Origin of the sequence: Desulfosarcina alkanivorans (assembly GCF_009688945.1) — a bacterium.
Lineage (GTDB): Bacteria > Desulfobacterota > Desulfobacteria > Desulfobacterales > Desulfosarcinaceae > Desulfosarcina > Desulfosarcina alkanivorans.
This window is the reverse complement of the sequence record NZ_AP021874.1, coordinates 6072080-6089441: the sequence shown is the minus strand read 5'-3', so window position 1 is coordinate 6089441 and position 17362 is coordinate 6072080. Positions and strand designations below refer to the sequence as shown.

16 protein-coding genes and 1 tRNA gene are annotated in these 17362 nt (G+C 53.5%); 5 read left to right on the top strand and 12 right to left on the bottom strand.

Annotated features, from left to right (window positions below):
- Nucleotides 1-106 precede the first annotated feature (106 nt).
- The 3 genes from DSCA_RS26455 to DSCA_RS26445 all read left to right on the top strand — a co-directional run bounded on the left by DSCA_RS26455 (nt 107) and on the right by DSCA_RS26445 (nt 2309).
- Nucleotides 107-1360, top strand: coding sequence for a glycosyltransferase family 4 protein (locus DSCA_RS26455; protein WP_155319295.1), 1254 nt, complete (start codon nt 107-109; stop codon nt 1358-1360).
- Nucleotides 1347-2063, top strand: a complete 717-nt coding sequence (locus DSCA_RS26450; protein WP_155319294.1) for a class I SAM-dependent methyltransferase — start codon at nt 1347-1349, stop codon at nt 2061-2063. Before DSCA_RS26455 ends, DSCA_RS26450 begins: the two co-directional genes overlap by 14 nt.
- Nucleotides 2064-2141: 78 nt before the next feature.
- Nucleotides 2142-2309 (top strand): hypothetical protein, encoded by a 168-nt coding sequence (locus DSCA_RS26445; protein ID WP_155319293.1) that lies wholly within the window; start codon nt 2142-2144, stop codon nt 2307-2309.
- Between the two features lie 255 nt (nt 2310-2564).
- Here the strand turns inward: DSCA_RS26445 and DSCA_RS26440 are convergent, their stop codons facing one another.
- The 4 genes from DSCA_RS26440 to DSCA_RS26425 all read right to left on the bottom strand — a co-directional run bounded on the left by DSCA_RS26440 (nt 2565) and on the right by DSCA_RS26425 (nt 7297).
- Complete coding sequence (locus tag DSCA_RS26440; protein WP_155319292.1) at nt 2565-4340, bottom strand: sodium:solute symporter family protein; 1776 nt, start codon at nt 4338-4340, stop codon at nt 2565-2567.
- Nucleotides 4341-4645: 305 nt separating this feature from the next.
- The gene (locus DSCA_RS26435) at nt 4646-4972 is read right to left on the bottom strand and encodes a hypothetical protein (protein ID WP_155319291.1); all 327 of its coding nucleotides are present in this window, start codon (nt 4970-4972) and stop codon (nt 4646-4648) included.
- Between the two features lie 66 nt (nt 4973-5038).
- Nucleotides 5039-5461 (bottom strand): helix-turn-helix domain-containing protein, encoded by a 423-nt coding sequence (locus DSCA_RS26430; RefSeq protein WP_155319290.1) that lies wholly within the window; start codon nt 5459-5461, stop codon nt 5039-5041.
- A 399-nt stretch (nt 5462-5860) separates the two neighbouring features.
- Entirely contained in the window at nt 5861-7297 is a 1437-nt protein-coding gene (locus DSCA_RS26425) for a TRAFs-binding domain-containing protein (RefSeq protein ID WP_197904673.1), read from the bottom strand.
- Nucleotides 7298-7575: 278 nt separating this feature from the next.
- Here DSCA_RS26425 and DSCA_RS26420 point away from each other — a divergent pair.
- A tRNA-Asn gene (locus DSCA_RS26420) sits at nt 7576-7651 on the top strand.
- A gap of 115 nt (nt 7652-7766) precedes the next feature.
- Here DSCA_RS26420 and DSCA_RS26415 read toward each other — a convergent pair.
- From DSCA_RS26415 to wrbA, 5 genes are all read right to left on the bottom strand, one after another.
- Nucleotides 7767-10688: a TOTE conflict system archaeo-eukaryotic primase domain-containing protein gene (locus DSCA_RS26415; RefSeq protein WP_155319289.1), complete on the bottom strand. Its 2922-nt coding sequence runs from the start codon at nt 10686-10688 to the stop codon at nt 7767-7769.
- A gap of 47 nt (nt 10689-10735) precedes the next feature.
- The gene (locus DSCA_RS26410) at nt 10736-11650 is read right to left on the bottom strand and encodes a nucleotidyl transferase AbiEii/AbiGii toxin family protein (RefSeq protein WP_155319288.1); all 915 of its coding nucleotides are present in this window, start codon (nt 11648-11650) and stop codon (nt 10736-10738) included.
- A complete protein-coding gene (locus tag DSCA_RS26405; RefSeq protein WP_155319287.1) occupies nt 11650-12276 on the bottom strand; it encodes a type IV toxin-antitoxin system AbiEi family antitoxin domain-containing protein in 627 nt (208 codons plus the stop codon). The genes DSCA_RS26410 and DSCA_RS26405 overlap by 1 nt, the downstream gene beginning before the upstream one ends.
- Nucleotides 12277-12875: 599 nt before the next feature.
- Complete coding sequence (locus DSCA_RS26400) at nt 12876-15080, bottom strand: FAD-dependent oxidoreductase (RefSeq protein ID WP_155319286.1); 2205 nt, start codon at nt 15078-15080, stop codon at nt 12876-12878.
- A gap of 504 nt (nt 15081-15584) precedes the next feature.
- Nucleotides 15585-15881: an NAD(P)H:quinone oxidoreductase gene (gene wrbA, locus DSCA_RS32760; RefSeq protein ID WP_231716289.1), complete on the bottom strand. Its 297-nt coding sequence runs from the start codon at nt 15879-15881 to the stop codon at nt 15585-15587.
- On the opposite strand from wrbA, the gene DSCA_RS33450 reads away from it, so the two are divergent.
- Nucleotides 15822-16097 carry a hypothetical protein gene (locus DSCA_RS33450; RefSeq protein ID WP_456236728.1) on the top strand — a complete coding sequence of 92 codons (276 nt, stop codon included), beginning with the start codon at nt 15822-15824 and terminating at the stop codon, nt 16095-16097. The two genes, wrbA and DSCA_RS33450, sit on opposite strands and share 60 nt — an antisense overlap.
- Here the strand turns inward: DSCA_RS33450 and DSCA_RS32750 are convergent.
- The 3 genes from DSCA_RS32750 to DSCA_RS26385 all read right to left on the bottom strand — a co-directional run bounded on the left by DSCA_RS32750 (nt 16053) and on the right by DSCA_RS26385 (nt 17330).
- Nucleotides 16053-16172, bottom strand: coding sequence for a hypothetical protein (locus DSCA_RS32750; protein ID WP_331457175.1), 120 nt, complete (start codon nt 16170-16172; stop codon nt 16053-16055). The two genes, DSCA_RS33450 and DSCA_RS32750, sit on opposite strands and share 45 nt — an antisense overlap.
- Nucleotides 16173-16379: 207 nt before the next feature.
- Entirely contained in the window at nt 16380-16850 is a 471-nt protein-coding gene (locus DSCA_RS26390) for a nuclear transport factor 2 family protein (RefSeq protein WP_167527961.1), read from the bottom strand.
- A 114-nt stretch (nt 16851-16964) separates the two neighbouring features.
- Nucleotides 16965-17330, bottom strand: coding sequence for a cupredoxin domain-containing protein (locus DSCA_RS26385; protein WP_155319285.1), 366 nt, complete (start codon nt 17328-17330; stop codon nt 16965-16967).
- Between the last annotated feature and the right edge of the window lie 32 nt (nt 17331-17362).

The following is a 17362-nucleotide window of genomic DNA, read 5'->3' as shown; positions in this document are numbered from 1 at the left end:
TTCCGATGCCTTCGGGACCACAATCGATCAATGAAAAACACTTGACCTATACCACGGCCGGGCGGTAAGTGTTCCTATTTTTCCATTGAGAAAGACGACCTGATCGATGTTTAAAGACAGCAGTCTGGATCGCCCCCTGAATATCTGCCTGTTGAGTTACCGGAGCAACCCCCACTGCGGGGGGCAGGGTGTTTACCTGAAAAACCTGAGCCGGGCACTGACGGATACCGGCCACCGGGTCGAAGTGGTGTCCGGTCCGCCGGATCCCATGCTGGACGCGGACATACCGGTTCACCGGCTGGCCTGCCTGGACCTCTACAATCCGGAAAACCTGTTCCGCGTCCCCACCCTTAAAGAGTTGTCGGATCCCGTCAATGTCATGGAGTGGGCCGGCGTTTCCACCATGGGGTTTCCCGAACCCTTCACCTTCGGCATTCGCGCCCAGCGGTTTTTACGAAACCGGATGCAGCGCTATGACATCATCCACGACAACCAGAGCCTCTCCTACGGCATCTGGTCCATCGCCAAAAAGATTCCCACCGTGGCCACCATCCACCATCCCATCACGGTGGACCGGGACATCGCCGTGCGCTCGGTGCGCCCCTTCTGGAAAAAACTCAAGCACCTGCGCTGGTTCTCCTTTATCGGCATGCAAAAGCGGGTATCGCGCACCCTGCGCCGGATTATCACCGTCTCCGAGTGCGCACAAAAGGACATCGCCCGGGATTTCAGGATTCCGCAGGAGCGCTTTTCCGTGGTGCCCAACGGCATCAACACCCGCCTGTTCTACCCCATTGCCGACATCCGGCGGGAGCCGGGCCGCATCATCGTCACCAACAGTTCGGATGTCCCGCTCAAAGGGCTCTACTACCTGCTGCACGCCGTGGCGGAAATCGCCAGAAAACGGCCCATGCGGCTGGTGGTGGTGGGAACGCCCAAGAAAAACGGCGGCATCGGCCGGCTGATCCGGCGCCTGGGCATCGGCGACCGGATAACCTATACCGGCCGCATCAGCGACGCGGAATTCGTGCGCCAGTATGCCCGCGCGGCCGTGGCGGTGGTCTCATCCGTTTACGAGGGATTCGGCCTGCCGGCCGGTGAAGCCATGGCCTGCGGCGTTCCGGTCATCAGCACCACGGGCGGCGCCCTGCCCGAGGTGGTGGGCGATGCCGGCATCCTGGTGCCCCCGAGAGACCACAGGGCCCTGGCACGGGCCATCGTCGACATGCTGGACCACCCGGAGCGGGCCGAGGAGCTGGGCCGCCGGGGGTACCGGCGGGTGCAGCGGCACTTTACCTGGCGGCGGGCGGCGGAAAAGACCGTGGCGGCCTATCGGGAGACCATCCATGATTACCGTTGATTTTTCACGACTGACCGTTTCCCCCGGCGACCGCATCCTGGATATCGGCTGCGGGTCCGGCCGCCACACCTGCGCGGCGTACCGGTTGAAAGGGGTGCGGGTGACCGGCGCCGACCTGAACCCGGAGGATCTGAAGGAGGCGCGCGGCCGGCTGACGTTCCACGACCAGCTGGGCGAACACGGCGGCGGTGCCTGGAACCTTTCCGCGGCGGATGTCACCCGCCTGCCCTTCCCCGACGCCTGTTTCGACCTGGTCGTCTGCAGCGAAGTGCTGGAGCACATCCCGGACCACGACACGGCCATGGGCGAGATCGTCCGGGTGCTCAAGCCGGGAAAACCGCTGGTGGTCAGCGTCCCCCGCTACCTGCCCGAACGCATCTGCTGGGCCCTGTCGGACGAATACTTCAATGCCAACCAGGGGCATGTGCGCATCTACCGGAAAAGCGACCTGATCGCTCGGCTGGAGCGGGCGGGCACCCGCTTTCTCGAGCATCACTACGCCCACGGCATCCACGCCCCCTACTGGTGGCTCAAATGTTTCGTCGGCCCCACCCGGACCGACTCGCCGGCCGTCAACCTCTACCACCGGCTGCTCACCTGGGACATCATGAAAAAACCCCGGATCACGCGATTTCTGGACCGCCTGCTCAACCCGGTGCTGGGAAAAAGCCTGGTGCTGTATCTGATCAAGCGCAGGTTGTAGCCGGTTGGGCTGAAGGCGGCAGGAGGTGATGCAGACTGCCGTTTTCGGGGCGGCGAAAAAACGCGTACACACCTTTTCATGAACGACGAAGGCGCAGGAATCCGCTTCCTGCGCCTGTTACCGGTGTGTTTGCATCCTGAAAGGAGCGTTTTCGGTTATCCGAAAATACCCCAGCCGAACGCCGCCGTCCAGATAATGGAAAAGGCCACCACGATGATCATCCACATGTCTTCTTTTTTCATTTGAAACCTCCCTTGATAGTGGCCCCCAAACGCGGGGAAGCCGCTTCATGACAATCACATTTTTATTTACCGACTCGAAGATATCTTCTTAGGTCAAGCCATCTGTTTCTATTGTGCCTGTTCAGAAATGGCAGGTTTTGGCTCAGGCCAAGGCCGCAGCGATGGTGAAACCGCAGGCGTAGCAGCGCTAGGTCGAGGATTTCAACAGAGCGAGAACACCGGCCTGGGCCAAAAGATGCTTTTTCCGGGCAGGTACACTCTATACTTCCTTGACCACGATCATGGCCTCCTCATCCGCCCTTCTGATCTGCTCGTCGCTGGTGGTGGACATTTCCGCCTTGAAGCACAGGGCCCACATCATGATGATGCCCAGGATCCACCAGACAATCTGCCAGGACCACAGGGCCGGGAAGCCGCAGAAGGAGAATGCCCTGTTGCCTAAAAGACAGGCGGGGCCGATGGCAAAGAAAAACCACACCGGCACCAGGATCTTCATCCAGAAGCGCCATTTTTTCCCGTTTTCCGAAGGACCGTCCACGCTGTCCAGCCAGGCCCGCACCTCGGCCTGCCGCTGCCGGGTCTCTTCGCTGTCATTGCCCCCCAGCCCCCGGCACAGGTAGGCAACCAGCAGGCCGGCGAAGAGTCCCCAGAAGGCGGTGTGCATGGACAGCGGATAACGCCATACGTAATAGGTGAGAAAACAGGCCACGATGCCGGCGATCATGCCCAGGGTGGCGCCCAGGCTGGGAAACCGCCACCCCCAGTGGACCCCCAGCAGCAGCAGGTACATGACAAACCCGAATGCCGTGGCGAAGCCGCCGATCATGACGATGGCATCCCTGGCGGTCAGGCTCACCAACACGGCCGCCAGGGTCACGGCGGTGGACAGGGCCCGGTTGACCCAGATCTGTTCGGCGTGGCTGGCCTGCTGACGGCGGATGTATCGCCAGTAGACGTCGCGCAGCAGTATCGTCCCGCCCGTGCCGATATAGGGGGCCGCCGTGGAATGAATGGCGGCGATGGCCCCCAGAAAAACCAGGCCCAGCACCGGCCCCGGCAGGAACTGGGTCATGAGCATGGGCACCACGTCGCCGTCGACCTTTGGAGCGATCACCCCTTCCAGTTCCAGGATTTTCGCGCCCAGGCCCTGAAAAGCGGTAAAGAAAAAAAGGGCCAGGCCCACCACGAAGGTGGACATGAAAACCTGTTGCCAGGCCAGCGGCTTGGGGGACTTGATGCCGAAGTTCCACAGGGTGAAGGCCGGGGAACTCTGGATACCCATGAGGGCGAACATGTAGGTCAGGATCATGGCGGCCGTCCATCCGCCGCCGAGACCGAAATTAAGCAGCCCGGGCACCTTGGTGTAGCGGTCGTCAAGCGCCTTGATTTTTTGTGAAAAGGCGGACCACCCGCCGATGACATCAGAGGTGATGACGTAGTAGCCCAGCAGGAAGATCCCCCCCACCAGCAAAAGAAACTGAAGTACGCCCACCCACGTGCTGGCCTTCAGCCCGCCGGTGACCACGTAGAACCAGACGATGGCAGCCATGAGAATCAACCCGATGGTCTGGGGCACACCGGCCACCCAGTAGAACAGGGCGGCCGCGGAGATCAGCTGCAGCCCGGAATAAAAAATGGAATATAAAAACGCGGTGAGAACAGTCAGCCAGCGCACCGCTTCGTTGTTGTAATAGTAGGCGAACATGTCGCCCGGGGTGACGAACCCGTATCGCTTGCCCATCAGCCAGTTGCGCTTGGCAAAAAAGGCCCCGGTGATGGGAATGGTGAGAACGTAAAACGAAGCGAAGGCATAGGCCATGCCCTGGCTCCAGATCTGCCCCGGATGACCGACAAAGGTCCACCCCGAAAAAGAGGCGGCCGTGGCGGCCATCAAAAATGCGAAAAAAGGGATCGATCGTCCGGCGATAGCGTATCCGGACGATGTTTTCTCCGTAAAGTAGCCCTTTAATCCCCAGTAAAAACAATAAACGATGTAAATCCCCAACATGATGTACACCCAGGTTGTTCCACTCATTGGATGGCCCTCCTCTATTCGGGTTGGACATGCCTGGCCGATGCGGCCAACGGCCGCCTGGCCTTTGCTTCGCGGTGAGCACCTCCTTTCCGGGATTGGATGCCCGAACGGGTTTTGCCCCTGCACACGGCCGGTCCGATGGAATGACGCCGTCCCGGCACAGGCGAGGACATACAGGCCTTTTAATGTACTTTTGTACTTTTGTCAACTTTTTTTACGTATATTTTGATATGCGTGGAAGAAGGCGGGCACGGACCGGCGGGGAGGAATGCCGCCCCGGCGGCGGGAAGAGAATTCGTTGCTGTTTAGTGTGTGAGCCCGAAGAATCCAAAGAAAAGCACGACACCACAGTATCCACAGACCATGGAAAGCAAGTGCCGCAGTGGTTGGCGGGGCCAGAGGAGTCGGACGTCGTCATATCCATCGGCGCACCCGACAGGATGGACAATTATACTTGGGAAGGGAATGATTTCACAGGCCGGTTCCGGCGCCACCGTCATCTCCAGGGCCGTATCCTTGAGGCGCCGGAGGATCAGTTCCGTAAGCCGGCGGTCCTCTACCCGCTGGGCAGCCCAGAGCAGTTCCAGGTACTGGTCGCGCATGAAGTGGTAGTCCGGATGGGTCGGGTCCACATCGGCCTCCGCAAACGGGCAGGCGCCTATCCGTAAACGATCAACCTGCTTTCTTCCGGATAAACGCTAGTTATTGATGGCCTCGAGCCGGCTGCTGAAGGTAAACACATCGGAAAGCTTGCCGGCAATGTGCTCGATCAGCTCATCGTCCTGGATGGATACCGCCCGGTTGAGCATTTCAAGATAGGGCCCCAACTGGTGAAAACGGTCCAGCACCGCCTGGTCGACGAGCATCCCCTGACGGGAAAGCGCCCGGACGGCGGGTTCACCCGCAGCCTTCTGGGCAAGAATCGCCGGGGGCACCTCCAGCACCTTTGACATCTGGGCCAGATCGTCGGGCGTCGGTTTCTGCTTGCCCAGTTCGATATTCTTGATCTTGGTCCGTCCGGTTTCCACGCTCGTATTGAATGCCTTGGCACCAAACTGCCCCTGGTTCAACCCCATTCGTTTTCTCAGCAGCTGGATCTTTTCGGGCAATGTCAACTCCATAATGGCCTCCTGCGGCAATAATTTCTGAAGCACCCGCGATTGAAAAACACGCTCGACGACAACCGCCTCGTACTTTTGTATGTGTCGTTGGATAAGTACATACCTATTCTTAATCCCATTATAGCAACCAGTCAAGCCCCTGAGGCCATGTTTTCACGGTTTTCATGCTTAAAACCGGGGCGGACGTTCATGGACACATTGATAACCATAATGTACAAATTGCATCTGAAAATTGTATGCCATCCCGTCGTGCACGTCGGGCAGGCGCAAAAAAAAGAAGCCCTTCGTCTCCCCCCGGCGGTCGCTCGCCGCAGCTTTCCGGCCACCGGGAACGGCGCCCTCTCCCGCCGCCCTGAAAGCGGATAGGGCCCCGATTGCGAAACCGCGGGTTTTGCGGAGTCAATCCTGAACGCCGGCCCGCTTCAAGAGCAGCGATTCGATCCCCGCAGCCCAGCCCAGCGCCTCGCCCCGCCTGGCACGGGCATCGGCGATAAGCGCGAGGTTCGATGCCGTGGTTTCCGGCTCCCAGGGCTCCCGGACGGCGGCCAGCGCATCGGCGGCGGCCGCTTCGGCAGCGGCCCGGTCCCGGCCCACAACGGCCAGTTCGAGCAGGGTGGCATGATCCCAGTAATCCGAGTGCCCCCGATCCATGCGCCGCTTCACGGCGTAGGCGACGATGGGGATCAATTGCCGCCCCCTGGGGTCGGGGGGATCGCAGATCTCCATCAATGTGATGGCGTTGACGCCCGGGTAGGCGTCCCGCCAGTCCGTTTCAAAGCCGTCCAGGTAGGCCCGGACCGCTTTTTTCAGCAGGCCGCGGGCCAGGACAGACTCCCCCTCCCACACGGCCTGCCGCCAGCGGTCCTTGTAGATCCGGCCGAGGATGCCGCAGGTTTCGCTGCTGGGCCCGCGCCGGTCGATAAGGTCGGCAAGCACCCGCTCCGCCCGATCACCATGGCCGGCACGGTTTAAAGCCAGCCCCAGCTGTTCCTGCACCATTACCGTGGCGGCCAGCGGCGGTGCCATGCGGTCCACCAGGGCGATCATCTCATCCCATGCGCCCACCGCCCGGTAGGAGAGAAAAAGATCGACCACCACGCCGGACTCCAGCTCGTCGATGTCCCCCAGCCCCGCGGCCACGGACCGGACCCCATCCACGCCCGCCTTCCGGGCACGGGCCAGGTCCTGTTTGACCCGGTTGGAATAGCGCACCCGGTCGCGGAACACATCGGTCTTCTGCCGCTGCACGTCGGGAAAATCCTCCACCAGCTGAAAGACGGGGCTGTCCGTGCGTTCATTCCTGGCGGCCCGCAGGCGCCCGGCCAGGGCCTTGCGGTCGCCATCCGGCGCGCCGGGCGTGCCATCCGCGCCCAGGCTGTAGGGCAGCCCCCGCAGCGAGGCCACATCGAAGGGCAGCTGGCCGGTCCCGTCGGCAAAAACCAGCACGGTGGCGGCCCGCCGGACGGCGTGGCGCAGCCCCAACTCATAAAAAACATTGGCATTGGCCGTTGTCAGATCGGCCACGGCGTACTCGCAGAGTATCAGCCGTTCGAACATGGGCTTGTGAATGATGCCGCCCGCCATCTCTTCATCGGCGCGCAGGGGCTCGAGGCCGGCATCGATGATCGCCGGCCGGATCAGGGTGCCGTAGATGGCGTCGAAATCAACCATAACCCCGCCGGCGGCCGGTTTCCGCCCGAACGGCATCAACACGAAACATAAAGGACGCATAATACGGTATCCTTTCCCGGTGAGGGCAAAGCGCCTGCCGGCGTCCTGCCATACCGCTTTGGCCGACAACCCCGTCATTGGATTGACCGCCGGGCCCCACGCCATTTCCCTTCCGGGAAAAGGGGTGTGGCGTTTGAAAGTTGTCGCTAAATCGGGCCGAACAAATGCCGGAGCCGGTCAGAACAGGAGACAGACCAAAGATAACAAAAAACCCAAATGAACGCAAATATATAATATTTCAATTAGTTATACGCAGGCGAACCCATTGGCGGAAAAGGCGAATGGCAGGTCCTGCGCCACTAAAAAAGGGCTTGACATTCAATGTCCGCTCGACTATTTAAGACGCTTCTTTGGCCGGCATCCCGGTCGAAGAGACTTTACGATCCCCAGTAGCTCAGTCGGCAGAGCAAGTGGCTGTTAACCACTGGGTCCGCGGTTCGAGTCCGTGCTGGGGAGCCAAACAATTAAGACCCGGTCATTTTTGACCGGGTTTTTTTTAATCAATGAGTTATACTCATATCCACAGCCACATCACAAAACCTACCATTCCTTTCACCTGCGAACCATTTGTTGGTTAGGCCCTTTCTATGCTCTTAACCAACTCGTTCGCAATATTGGCACTTTCTATGCGCATGATACTTTCCAGGGCGCTGCCATAGCTCAACAGATTGATGCTGCCGTACCACACGATCTTTTGATCCATTACGGCAAATTTCTGGTGGATATTCGATTTGAAAACGACACCGGCTCCGCAATCTGTCAACAGGTCCAATGTCCTTTGGATGGTGGCGTGATCTTTCGGTTTAAAATCTTCTTTAGGGCGGGTGACAATTAACACACGGACCTTTTTTTCCAATGCCATTTTCAGGTGCTTTGTCATTTGAAGCGTACGCATTTTTCTGACGAACGGACTTACGATTAAGATCTCTTTCTTTGCGGCGTTGATATCCTGATTGAAAACAGGCAGAAAACTATCTTTATCAAAGATGATATCCAAAGGTGTGTCATTTAGCTCCTCGCTTTTGGCCTTGTATCCCATGGAAGCGTATCCATTGAGCCGTCTTTGATACATCTTCTCCAGAATCTTCACCTGGATATCCACGTAATCGTAAATTTTGACCTCTTTTTTTGTCTCGTACAATCGGTGGAGCCGTCCGGCATATTGCTGCAAAGTGCCTTTCCATGATATCGGCATGGCTAAAAATAGCGTGTCGAGACGTGGTTCGTCGAAGCCTTCTCCGATAAAATGACCGGTAGCCACCAAAATGATATTTCTGTCGGCAGGGATGCCAGCGATGCTTTTAAAGATTTCCCGAGTGGCTTTTTTCCCCATTCCGCCCATCAGTGAGAAAACGTCTGGAACTTTTTCCTTCAGTCTTTTGGCAAGTGATTCAACATGGGCAGTTCTGAGGCTTAATACAATGCAGTTCCTGCCCTGGTGATAGTTGTTGAGCACATCGTCAATAATCTGCTGATTCCGAAAATCACTTTCCATGATTTCGGTATATAATTGCTGGATGGAGACTTCCTGTTCGTTGATATCGAATGGGACCCGCAATGATGTAAAACGGGGGACAATATAGTGGTCAAACGGCCTGTTTTCTGCCTGCATTTTGGGATTGTCCCGGTATCGAATGGGGCCACAATGCATAAACAGAATCGGATGATGCCTGTCTTTTCTGGTTGGCGTTGCGGTCAGGCCGTAGATGTATTTTGCATTGGTGGTTTTCAGGATTTGTTCATAGGTGAATGCCGATGCATGGTGACACTCATCGGCAATGATCATCCCGTAATGTGTAACACATTCCTTAACCTCACCTTTTCGGCTAAGCGATTGCATTACGGCAATATCGATAATTCCGCTGGATGTATCTTTGCCCGCACCAATTTGTCCAATGATACATTTTTTCTTCTTGCGTCCCCTTTTTTTCGGTTCCTCGGGCAATATTTCGTTAATGTCGAGAAATTCGGACAGCCTGTCCTTCCACTGCGACAGCAAGCTGACCTTGTCAACCAGGATAAGTGTATTCACTTTTTTCTCGGCAATCAGCTTAATCGCCACAATTGTTTTTCCAAATGCTGTTGTGCCGGAAAGTATTCCGGTATCGTTTTGCATCATGCGGTTGAGGGCCAGGGATTGTTCATCTCTTAGTTGGCCATTGAATTTCACATCAATTTTTCTACCTTTGTGTGTCCTATCGATAAGCCTAATTTCAATTCCCAGTTCTTCCAGTTCGAAAACCAGTTCAGGTTCGCATCCTCTTGGCAAACACAGGTACTCTTTTGTTTCATCAGCACAGGAGATGACGCGTGGATGTCCATAGGTCGGCAAACGCATGGCTTGCTGTTTGTAAAACATCGGGTTTTTAAAAGACGCGAGCCGTTTTAGCCGATTCATCGCCTTTTGGGAGATACCCGCTTTTGGAATGAACAGCATATTTGCTTTTACGATCTCGATATACTCCGGGAAATCATCTCTCTGCAATTCGATTTTGGCTTTAGAGGTTTCCCAGGGTTTTTCAGCACCATCTTCATCATCCTGTTTCAATACGCCCAACTCATGATCAGCGCCAAGCTCGAAAATAATTTCTTCAATTCGGTTTTGAGGAATTTTTTGGATTGTGGATAGAAATGCCCATTGGTCCGCATAGGATTGGAAATGCTCATCGATAAATTCACTATTGGACTTCTCCCTTGCCGCCTTTTGTAACGGCAATGCAATCAAATTACCCAACCCTCCTTTGGGCATGGTGTCCTGGCTGGGAAACAGCCGATCATAGGACTTAAATTGTATTTCATGCCTTTTGTTCATGGCAGCGGTAAGCAGGATCGTTCCAAATTTACGTGCCAGGGTAGCGGAAACAGAGGTTTCGAAGAAAAACCATACATGCCCGCCGTTGCCTGAACGTGACCGCTCAACGGCGGTAGGAATCTTGAGCTCGATACAAACATCTCTAAAAACGGAAATATCGCTCCGCCAGTCTGCTTCGTCGAAATCAACTGCTAAAAAGTGGCAGGTTTCATCCTGTCGCATGGGATAGACGCCAACGACGATCTTTCCTCGCAGATGATTTTCAATGGCTTTTTCATCCAGGGCCGCATAATCTTTGTTTATACATTTTGAACAGGAGATTTTTGGTTTTTTGCACACGCCTGCCTGCCATTGATTCAGACAAACAGGTGAATAGCCGGATGTGCCTTTGTTTTTGTTTTCCCATCGCTTCGCATAAACATCACTGCGGCCTTTGAAAAGGGACATGAACAAATTGATCTTGGCGAGGGAATCCGACGTGCCGTGCACACCTAAGAATTCGTTTCGGTCTCTCGATTTATCGTCAGGTATTTTTTTATCAGTTACTATTCGGGAGGCATTATATCGAGACTGCTCTGATTTCGTCAGATCAATTTGAGCTCTCAAGGAGCTGTTTTCTTTTCTTAATCGCTCAACTTCATCAATTAGGGCATTATATTTTTTGAGTAGATCCCTGTATTCCATTTTTATAATCCCCAAAATGGCTGTTGGAAATAATAAATGGAAGTTGTCTACGTGCTCCAAGGGCCTGGTGCAGCCCAAAAAAGTCGGAACACCTGCCGCTGGCTTATTGAGGCTGCTATCGGTTGCAGGAAAATCTTGATATCGTTTGCAACATCCTCGAAAGACATTGGCGCATCTGCAAGCTTTGTTTTATCCGTGAATCCCGCCCACTGATCCTGCTTGGCATCATCCTTCATGAACGATGGATTAAATATCGTAGGATCGCTGGTGAGCGGTGTATTGCGGTTCACAAACGTTTTTTCAATCGCCTCAGTCAGTATTTCCCCCTTGAAATCGAACCTGCGGGACAAAAACCAGATATCGAAGAAATCCTTCATGCGGCTATTCAGTAAACCGTGCTTCACCATGGCCTGGAATTTTTCAGCGATGGTGCTCTCCATGGTATATCCATTTACCTCAGGCGTTGGAAAATCAAGCAGAGCAGGATATTGCACTCTGCTATGCCCAGGAATAATCACGTCTCCAAAGCCGATCTCCACCTGGATAAAGATCCTTGTGTTGCCGAGATTTCCACGGAGCATGACCCGAGCACCTCTGTAATCGGCATCTTCGGTAATCCTCACAGCGGTAACCGTGTCCTTATGGAAAACGATTCCATCACTCTCAACTGTTATTTCACAGGTGTCTTTAACAACGGCAACCATCATATCAAGGCTGTTGTCAATTTTTCCGAGAAGATCAATGTCCATGGTTGGGCGTGACATCGATCCGGTCCATGCCGAAAACATCAAGGCTCCTTTTAGAATGAACTTCCGCGCACAAGGCCCCTTGAAAAGGCGGTACATAAATCTCTCAATAGCAAATAGTTGAAGAATCTCGTTAAAAGGGCGTGAAGATGCCCTGGCTTTGTTGAGAAGGCGTTGATGCACGGAAGCGGCGGTATTTTCCCTGTCTCCAACCATTACAGGATTGCCTCAAGGTAAGGACGCATGATTTTATTCACGCGGCAGATAGTGGCATAATACAGCAAATCTTCCACATTGATGCTTTTTCGTTCACGGTAAAATCGGATTGCCTCTATCACAGTATCAAGTCCGACTTTGTTCCGGAACTTGAAACAATCGGCGAGGGTTTTTTCCGGGCTATAAATACGTACGCTGACACTATCTATGTCATGCGTTTCCACACCTGCCGTAAATGCCTCGCCGGTGAAGCGATATGTCTTGATCGGTGGATAATCCAGGCGGGGCTCTTCAGCTCCTCGCGGGAGTGCCACGTGAATTTCGTGGGGTATCTGTGTGGTAATTTCATGATAGGACAGCGCGGAAATTAGACAGATGACACCACCCGGAATCCGTGTTGCAACGGTTACCAAGTCCGGATTGCTAAGAGGGGGGCTATCTGAGAGACGATATACGCCACGACTTATCATTTCCAGCGTCCCTGAGTCCCGCATGGCATACAGGGTTCCAGGATGAATGCCCAACTTAAGCGCTTGCGCCGTGCGAAGGATTCCGCCATGGTCTTTGAAAATACAGACAGCCTTAGTATATCGGGAGTTGGCGGCATGGGTGTTTTTAGATCGCATGATAATAATACCTATACATCTCGACAATTGTTGGTAAATTTATCATTCATGTCCATTATGTCAACGAAAATAATCCAATGCCTCTTTTATCTCCTCAAATTTTTTGATTTTTTCCTCATCAGATAACAATAGGGTTAATGGCCTTAACCTTCTCTCGGTGAAATCTTCCAAAATTTCAGGTTCATTCGTATTCATCAGGAAATCTGTTATTCGGGCAGGCAGACGTGTCCAGAAAAATTAACATCAGTCGCTACAATTGAAACCGGTTGATGAAACTAAAAATCGTCTTTCACCCGACTTTCAAATCTCAAATGCATGATCTGGGTTCAACTAAAGTATATCCTACCTTCTAAACTCATAATGAGTACTAAATGAATGTTCTGACCGAATTTAACAAGCAAATAAATCAATTGTCACAATATTGGATGCAGCTTTCCAATAAAGAAAAAATCGTCCAACTCATAGGAATATTTAGTCTCGTAAATGCACTGGCTTTTAACGCGGGAGGGTTCAGGCTTCTCTTCCTCACTTAACTCACTCTTAGCCATGTTTAATATCCTTACAGCCGCCCAAGAGTCTTCTTTAGATTCCCTTTTTACTTAGTCGCTGGTCATTACCCCCCTTTCTGAATGCGCTTCAGAAACCTGATTAGAAGGCCTGCGTTTACCCCGCATCCAGGTATGATAACGTTCTACCCACGCCAGCAGTTTTTTAGGCCTATGCTCTTTTTTCCATTCTCCAGCCGCATATTTGTTGGCTTCCGCAAGGGTTGGGTAGATATGAATCGTGCTCATAAGCTTATTCAATCCCAGACCATGTCTCATCGCGAGGATGTATTCGGATATCAAATCCCCTGCATGGGCGCCAACAATGGTAACCCCCACTATCTTGTCGGTCCCAGGCTTTGTGAGTACTTTAACGAACCCGTGATCTTCAGAGTCGGCAATGGCCCTGTCCAGATCATCGATTCCGTATACGGTTTTTTCATAAGGAATGTTTTGTTCGCCCGCTTCAAGTTCGTTCAACCCCACGCGGGCCACTTCCGGATCCGTGTAGGTGGCCCATGGGATCGCGTTGTAATTGGCCTTGAAGGTCTTGATTTTCCCAAACAGAGCATTCACCGATGCATACCAGGCCTGATGGGCCGCCGTATGGGTGAACTGATAGGGTCCGGCCACGTCACCTGCACAGAAGATGTTCGGAAAATTGGTTTGCAGCAGTTCGTTTGTTTCAATGGTTCGGCGCGGGGAGAGTTCGACCCCGATGTCCTCAAGGCCAAAACCGGAGGTGTTGGCAACCCGTCCAACAGCTACCAGGATTTCATCGAACTCAATGGCAATGTCCCGGCCGTCGTGCTCACAGATTAAGACCTTCTGATCATTTTCAGTCCGCACCTCTTTGGCGCGGTGGTTCGTGAGCACATTGATGCCTTCGGACATGAACTTTTCTATCACCATCTCCGAAATCTCCGGATCCTCCCGCCCCATAAGGTGCGGCGCCATTTCGACCTGGGTCACCTCTGATCCCAGCCGTGCAAACGCTTGGGTCAATTCACTGCCAATGGGGCCACCGCCCAACACCACCAGTCTTTTGGGCAGCTGTCTGATTTCCCAGATGTTGTCCGAGGTGAGATATTTTATCTTGTCCAGACCGGGAATCTGCGGAACAAAGGGACGTGCGCCAGTGGCCACGATGATGTTGCGGGTGGTAAAGTTCCTGCCGTCCACTTCCACGGTAAAGGGGGAGGTGATCTTGGCATACCCTTTGATGCAGTCCACACCGAATCTCGTATACCGTTCCACCGAATCATGGGGCTCCACCTTTTTGATGACCCGTTGCACCCGTTCCATGACTTTGTCAAAGTCGAAATCCACCGTGGTCCGGTTGAGGCCGAAGTCTCGGGCCCTTTTGGCGTAGGACAGCATCTTGGCCGAGCGGATAAGCGCCTTGCTGGGCACGCATCCCGTGTTCAGGCAGTCGCCACCCATTTTATTGGCCTCAATCAGGGCAACCTTGGCCTTGACCATGGCGGCGATGTAGGCTGACACCAACCCAGCCGAGCCAGCGCCAATGACCACCAGGTTATAGTCATAGTTTTTGGGAGGGGAAAACGATTGGTAGATTTTCCGGGCTTTTACCAAGCTGATGATTTTCCTGGCCACCAACGGGAATACCCCCAAAAGAGCGAATGAGAAAATCAGCTCAGGAGAGAGAATGCCTTGTAATGATTCCAGTTTTCCGATCTGCGTGCCGGCATTCACGTAAACAAAAGTGCCGGGGAGCATGCCCACTTGGCTGACCAGGTAAAAGGCAAGCGTTTTGATCGGGGTCAGCCCCATGGCCAGATTGATGACGAAGAACGGGAAAACGGGAACGAGCCTGAGGGTGAACAGGTAGAACGCGCCGTCTTTTTCCACACCCGTGTTCATGGCTCTGAGTTTGTCGCCGAATTTATTTTGGACATAGTCTCTCAATAAGAACCGGGAAACAAAAAACGCCAAAGTCGCTCCGATACTGCTGGCAAACGATACCATGAACAGTCCCGCCATATTGCCAAACAGGGCGCCGGCGGCGAGGGTCATGATGGCTGCGCCGGGCAGGGAAAGTGCGGTAACGGCGATATAACTGCCCATATAGATGGAAAGCGTCAATACCGGATTGGCAGCATAATAATCCTGGAGTGCCTGCTGCTGCGCCTTGAAGTAATCCAACGTAAAAAACCGTCCAAAATCAAAATAAAAGAAGCAGACAATGAATATGGCAATAAGGGCAATAATAGCCGCGCGCATTTTTTTCTGGTTCATGATCGTTGCCTTTCTTTCAGGTGTCCTTATTCAGCTTATAGGTAGTCAAAGAGTACCCGCCCGCATGGCAGGGACAGATCGGCTACGAAATGGGGCCAGACAAGACTTTCTTCACCGTTAAATCCGCGGCAGAAGCGTTCACATGGGGGAAAGGGCAAGCCGCGTAAGCCCCACCCAGGCGCCCTTGACGGTTATGTGCTCCAGATAGCAAGCTACCAGTTAGACAATTTTCGGCGATCCATCGATGTCGGGATTGATTTTCAAGCTGACCTGTGCTTTCTACATTTTTTGACAATCCTATTGTCATTACAGGATGTGGGGCGCCCACTGTCCGGGTAGATCTGTCTATATCTGTCTTTCATGTTTGTAGACCATGGTCGCGATCGTAACGGCAACTCAGGTGTATTCCAGTTCACCTGTCAGCATATCTTGCTTAATCTCAAGCTTTGGATAGCTTAACTTCTTCGAAAACTCCCATATTTGATGGACGCCTTCGGTTTCACCTTAGGACTCGAATTGAACCGAAAACTGCGCTTTGAGTTTCTTTTTAATTTCGGCGACATGTTTGCCTTGAAAACGCGCTGCATTCAGTTCCTTGTCGCTGGGCATTCGCTCACCCGATCCGCCTGCAATTGTCGAAGCACCATACGGTGAACCACCTGTCACCTCATCGATGCGCATCTGTCCCTGAAATGCATAGGGCAATCCCACGATCACGAAGCCGTGGCGCAAAAGCGATGTATGAAACGAGAGTATGGTGGATTCCTGACCGCCATGCTGGGTGGCGCTGCTCGTGAACACGTTACCGACCTTGCCAACCAGGACGCCTTTGGCTCAGAGTTGACCGGTGGCGTCCAGAAACTGGCGCATCTGCCCGCACATATTGCCAAAGCGAGTTGGTGTACCGAAGATGACGGCATCAGCGGCAGCAAGTTCGTTAACGGTACAGATGGGCACATGGGCCAGCGCTTGTTACGCATCGACAGTCCCCATTTTCTCAAGTACGTCTTCAGGTAGGGTTTCAGGCACGCGCCGCAAGACGGGCTCGGCACCATCGATCTGCTTGATTCCCTCAGCAACTGCCTCTGCCATCCTGTGTACATGGCCATAAGTGGAATAGTAGACAATCAGTATTTTCATCTGTCGTGCCTCCTGTTATTGGTTTTAAGTAAATGCGGCGACCCGGCTTTCGCGGTTAACCGTTCGCCTTCCAGCCTGGGTTTTCATGACAAACTGGATGTTTTGGTTCGCCCTAATGCATGCCTTCATAGATTACCCTTCTGTACCGAGCCTTACCGTCTACAGGCCAAGCTCAGTCAGACCAGGGTAGTCGTCCGGTCGCGGGCCAAGCTCCGGCCACAGAAATTTCCGGTCTTCACTGCGGATGAGCACGTCATTGATGCTTGCCTCCCGCCTATGCATCAGGCCATTGTCAGAAAATTCCCAAAGTTCGTTGCCACAGGCCCTGAACCAGTTGTCGGAATCGTCGTGGTACTCGTATTGGAAGCGTACGGCAATGCGGTTGCCATCGTGAGCCCAGAGCTCTTTGATGAGGCGGTAGTCGAGTTCACGATCCCATTTTCGCGTTAGAAACGCCTGGATGGCCTCACGCCCCTGGAAGAACTCGGCTCTATTGCGCCATCGGCTGTCCTCTGTATAAGCCATCGATACCTTAATGGGATCACGGCTGTTCCAGCCGTTCTCCGCCATGCGTACTTTTTGTGCCGCCGTCTCCTTAGTGAAACGCGGCAAGGGGGGCCTGGTCTCCATAATTAACCTCCTGCGGTCGAATCCTCTGGGTAATGAACTTCCACCTGAAACTGACGACTGAATCAAGGGCCGGCTTGGAGCTATAGCTTCAAGCCGGCCCTAAGAAACAGTAGATTACTTCACACGCAGCGGATACGGTGGAGTGGGGATAATGGGACAGAAATAGGTATAGTTTCCTTTGGACAACTTGAGCGTGAAGGTGCTCTCTTCACCATTTTTAAGAAGAATGACCTTCATGCTCGATTTATCCGTAGTGACATTGTTTTGCCCGCTGTTAAAGACGAAGCCAGCGTCCTTGCCTGACCAGTTTTTAACCACGAACTTGTACTTGCCTGCCGGGATGTCGAAAACATCTCCCTGGGTCTCAAAATAGCCCGGATGTTCAACTATGGTAATGGTCTTAGGATCACCTGCCCCGGCTGTTGTGTTGATGAGACAGAGACTGGCAATGACAGCGATCGATGTTAATAGCTTTTTCATGACTTTCTCCTTTTGTGTGTATGACATGGTTT

Excerpts from the sequence above, each read along its gene's own strand:
- DSCA_RS26415 (WP_155319289.1), bottom strand. The coding sequence starts at position 10,688 with ATGGAATACAGGGATCTACTCAAAAAATATAATGCCCTAATTGATGAA.
- DSCA_RS26455 (WP_155319295.1), top strand. The coding sequence starts at position 107 with ATGTTTAAAGACAGCAGTCTGGATCGCCCCCTGAATATCTGCCTGTTG.
- DSCA_RS26410 (WP_155319288.1), bottom strand. The coding sequence starts at position 11,650 with ATGGTTGGAGACAGGGAAAATACCGCCGCTTCCGTGCATCAACGCCTT.
- DSCA_RS32750 (WP_331457175.1), bottom strand. The coding sequence starts at position 16,172 with ATGGCAGAGGCAGTTGCTGAGGGAATCAAGCAGATCGATGGTGCCGAG.
- DSCA_RS33450 (WP_456236728.1), top strand. The coding sequence starts at position 15,822 with ATGAAACGAGAGTATGGTGGATTCCTGACCGCCATGCTGGGTGGCGCT.
- DSCA_RS26445 (WP_155319293.1), top strand. The coding sequence starts at position 2,142 with ATGAACGACGAAGGCGCAGGAATCCGCTTCCTGCGCCTGTTACCGGTG.
- DSCA_RS26400 (WP_155319286.1), bottom strand. The coding sequence starts at position 15,080 with ATGAACCAGAAAAAAATGCGCGCGGCTATTATTGCCCTTATTGCCATA.
- DSCA_RS26390 (WP_167527961.1), bottom strand. The coding sequence starts at position 16,850 with ATGGAGACCAGGCCCCCCTTGCCGCGTTTCACTAAGGAGACGGCGGCA.
- DSCA_RS26440 (WP_155319292.1), bottom strand. The coding sequence starts at position 4,340 with ATGAGTGGAACAACCTGGGTGTACATCATGTTGGGGATTTACATCGTT.
- DSCA_RS26425 (WP_197904673.1), bottom strand. The coding sequence starts at position 7,297 with ATGGCGTGGGGCCCGGCGGTCAATCCAATGACGGGGTTGTCGGCCAAA.
- DSCA_RS26385 (WP_155319285.1), bottom strand. The coding sequence starts at position 17,330 with ATGAAAAAGCTATTAACATCGATCGCTGTCATTGCCAGTCTCTGTCTC.
- DSCA_RS26450 (WP_155319294.1), top strand. The coding sequence starts at position 1,347 with ATGATTACCGTTGATTTTTCACGACTGACCGTTTCCCCCGGCGACCGC.
- DSCA_RS26405 (WP_155319287.1), bottom strand. The coding sequence starts at position 12,276 with ATGCGATCTAAAAACACCCATGCCGCCAACTCCCGATATACTAAGGCT.
- DSCA_RS26430 (WP_155319290.1), bottom strand. The coding sequence starts at position 5,461 with ATGGAGTTGACATTGCCCGAAAAGATCCAGCTGCTGAGAAAACGAATG.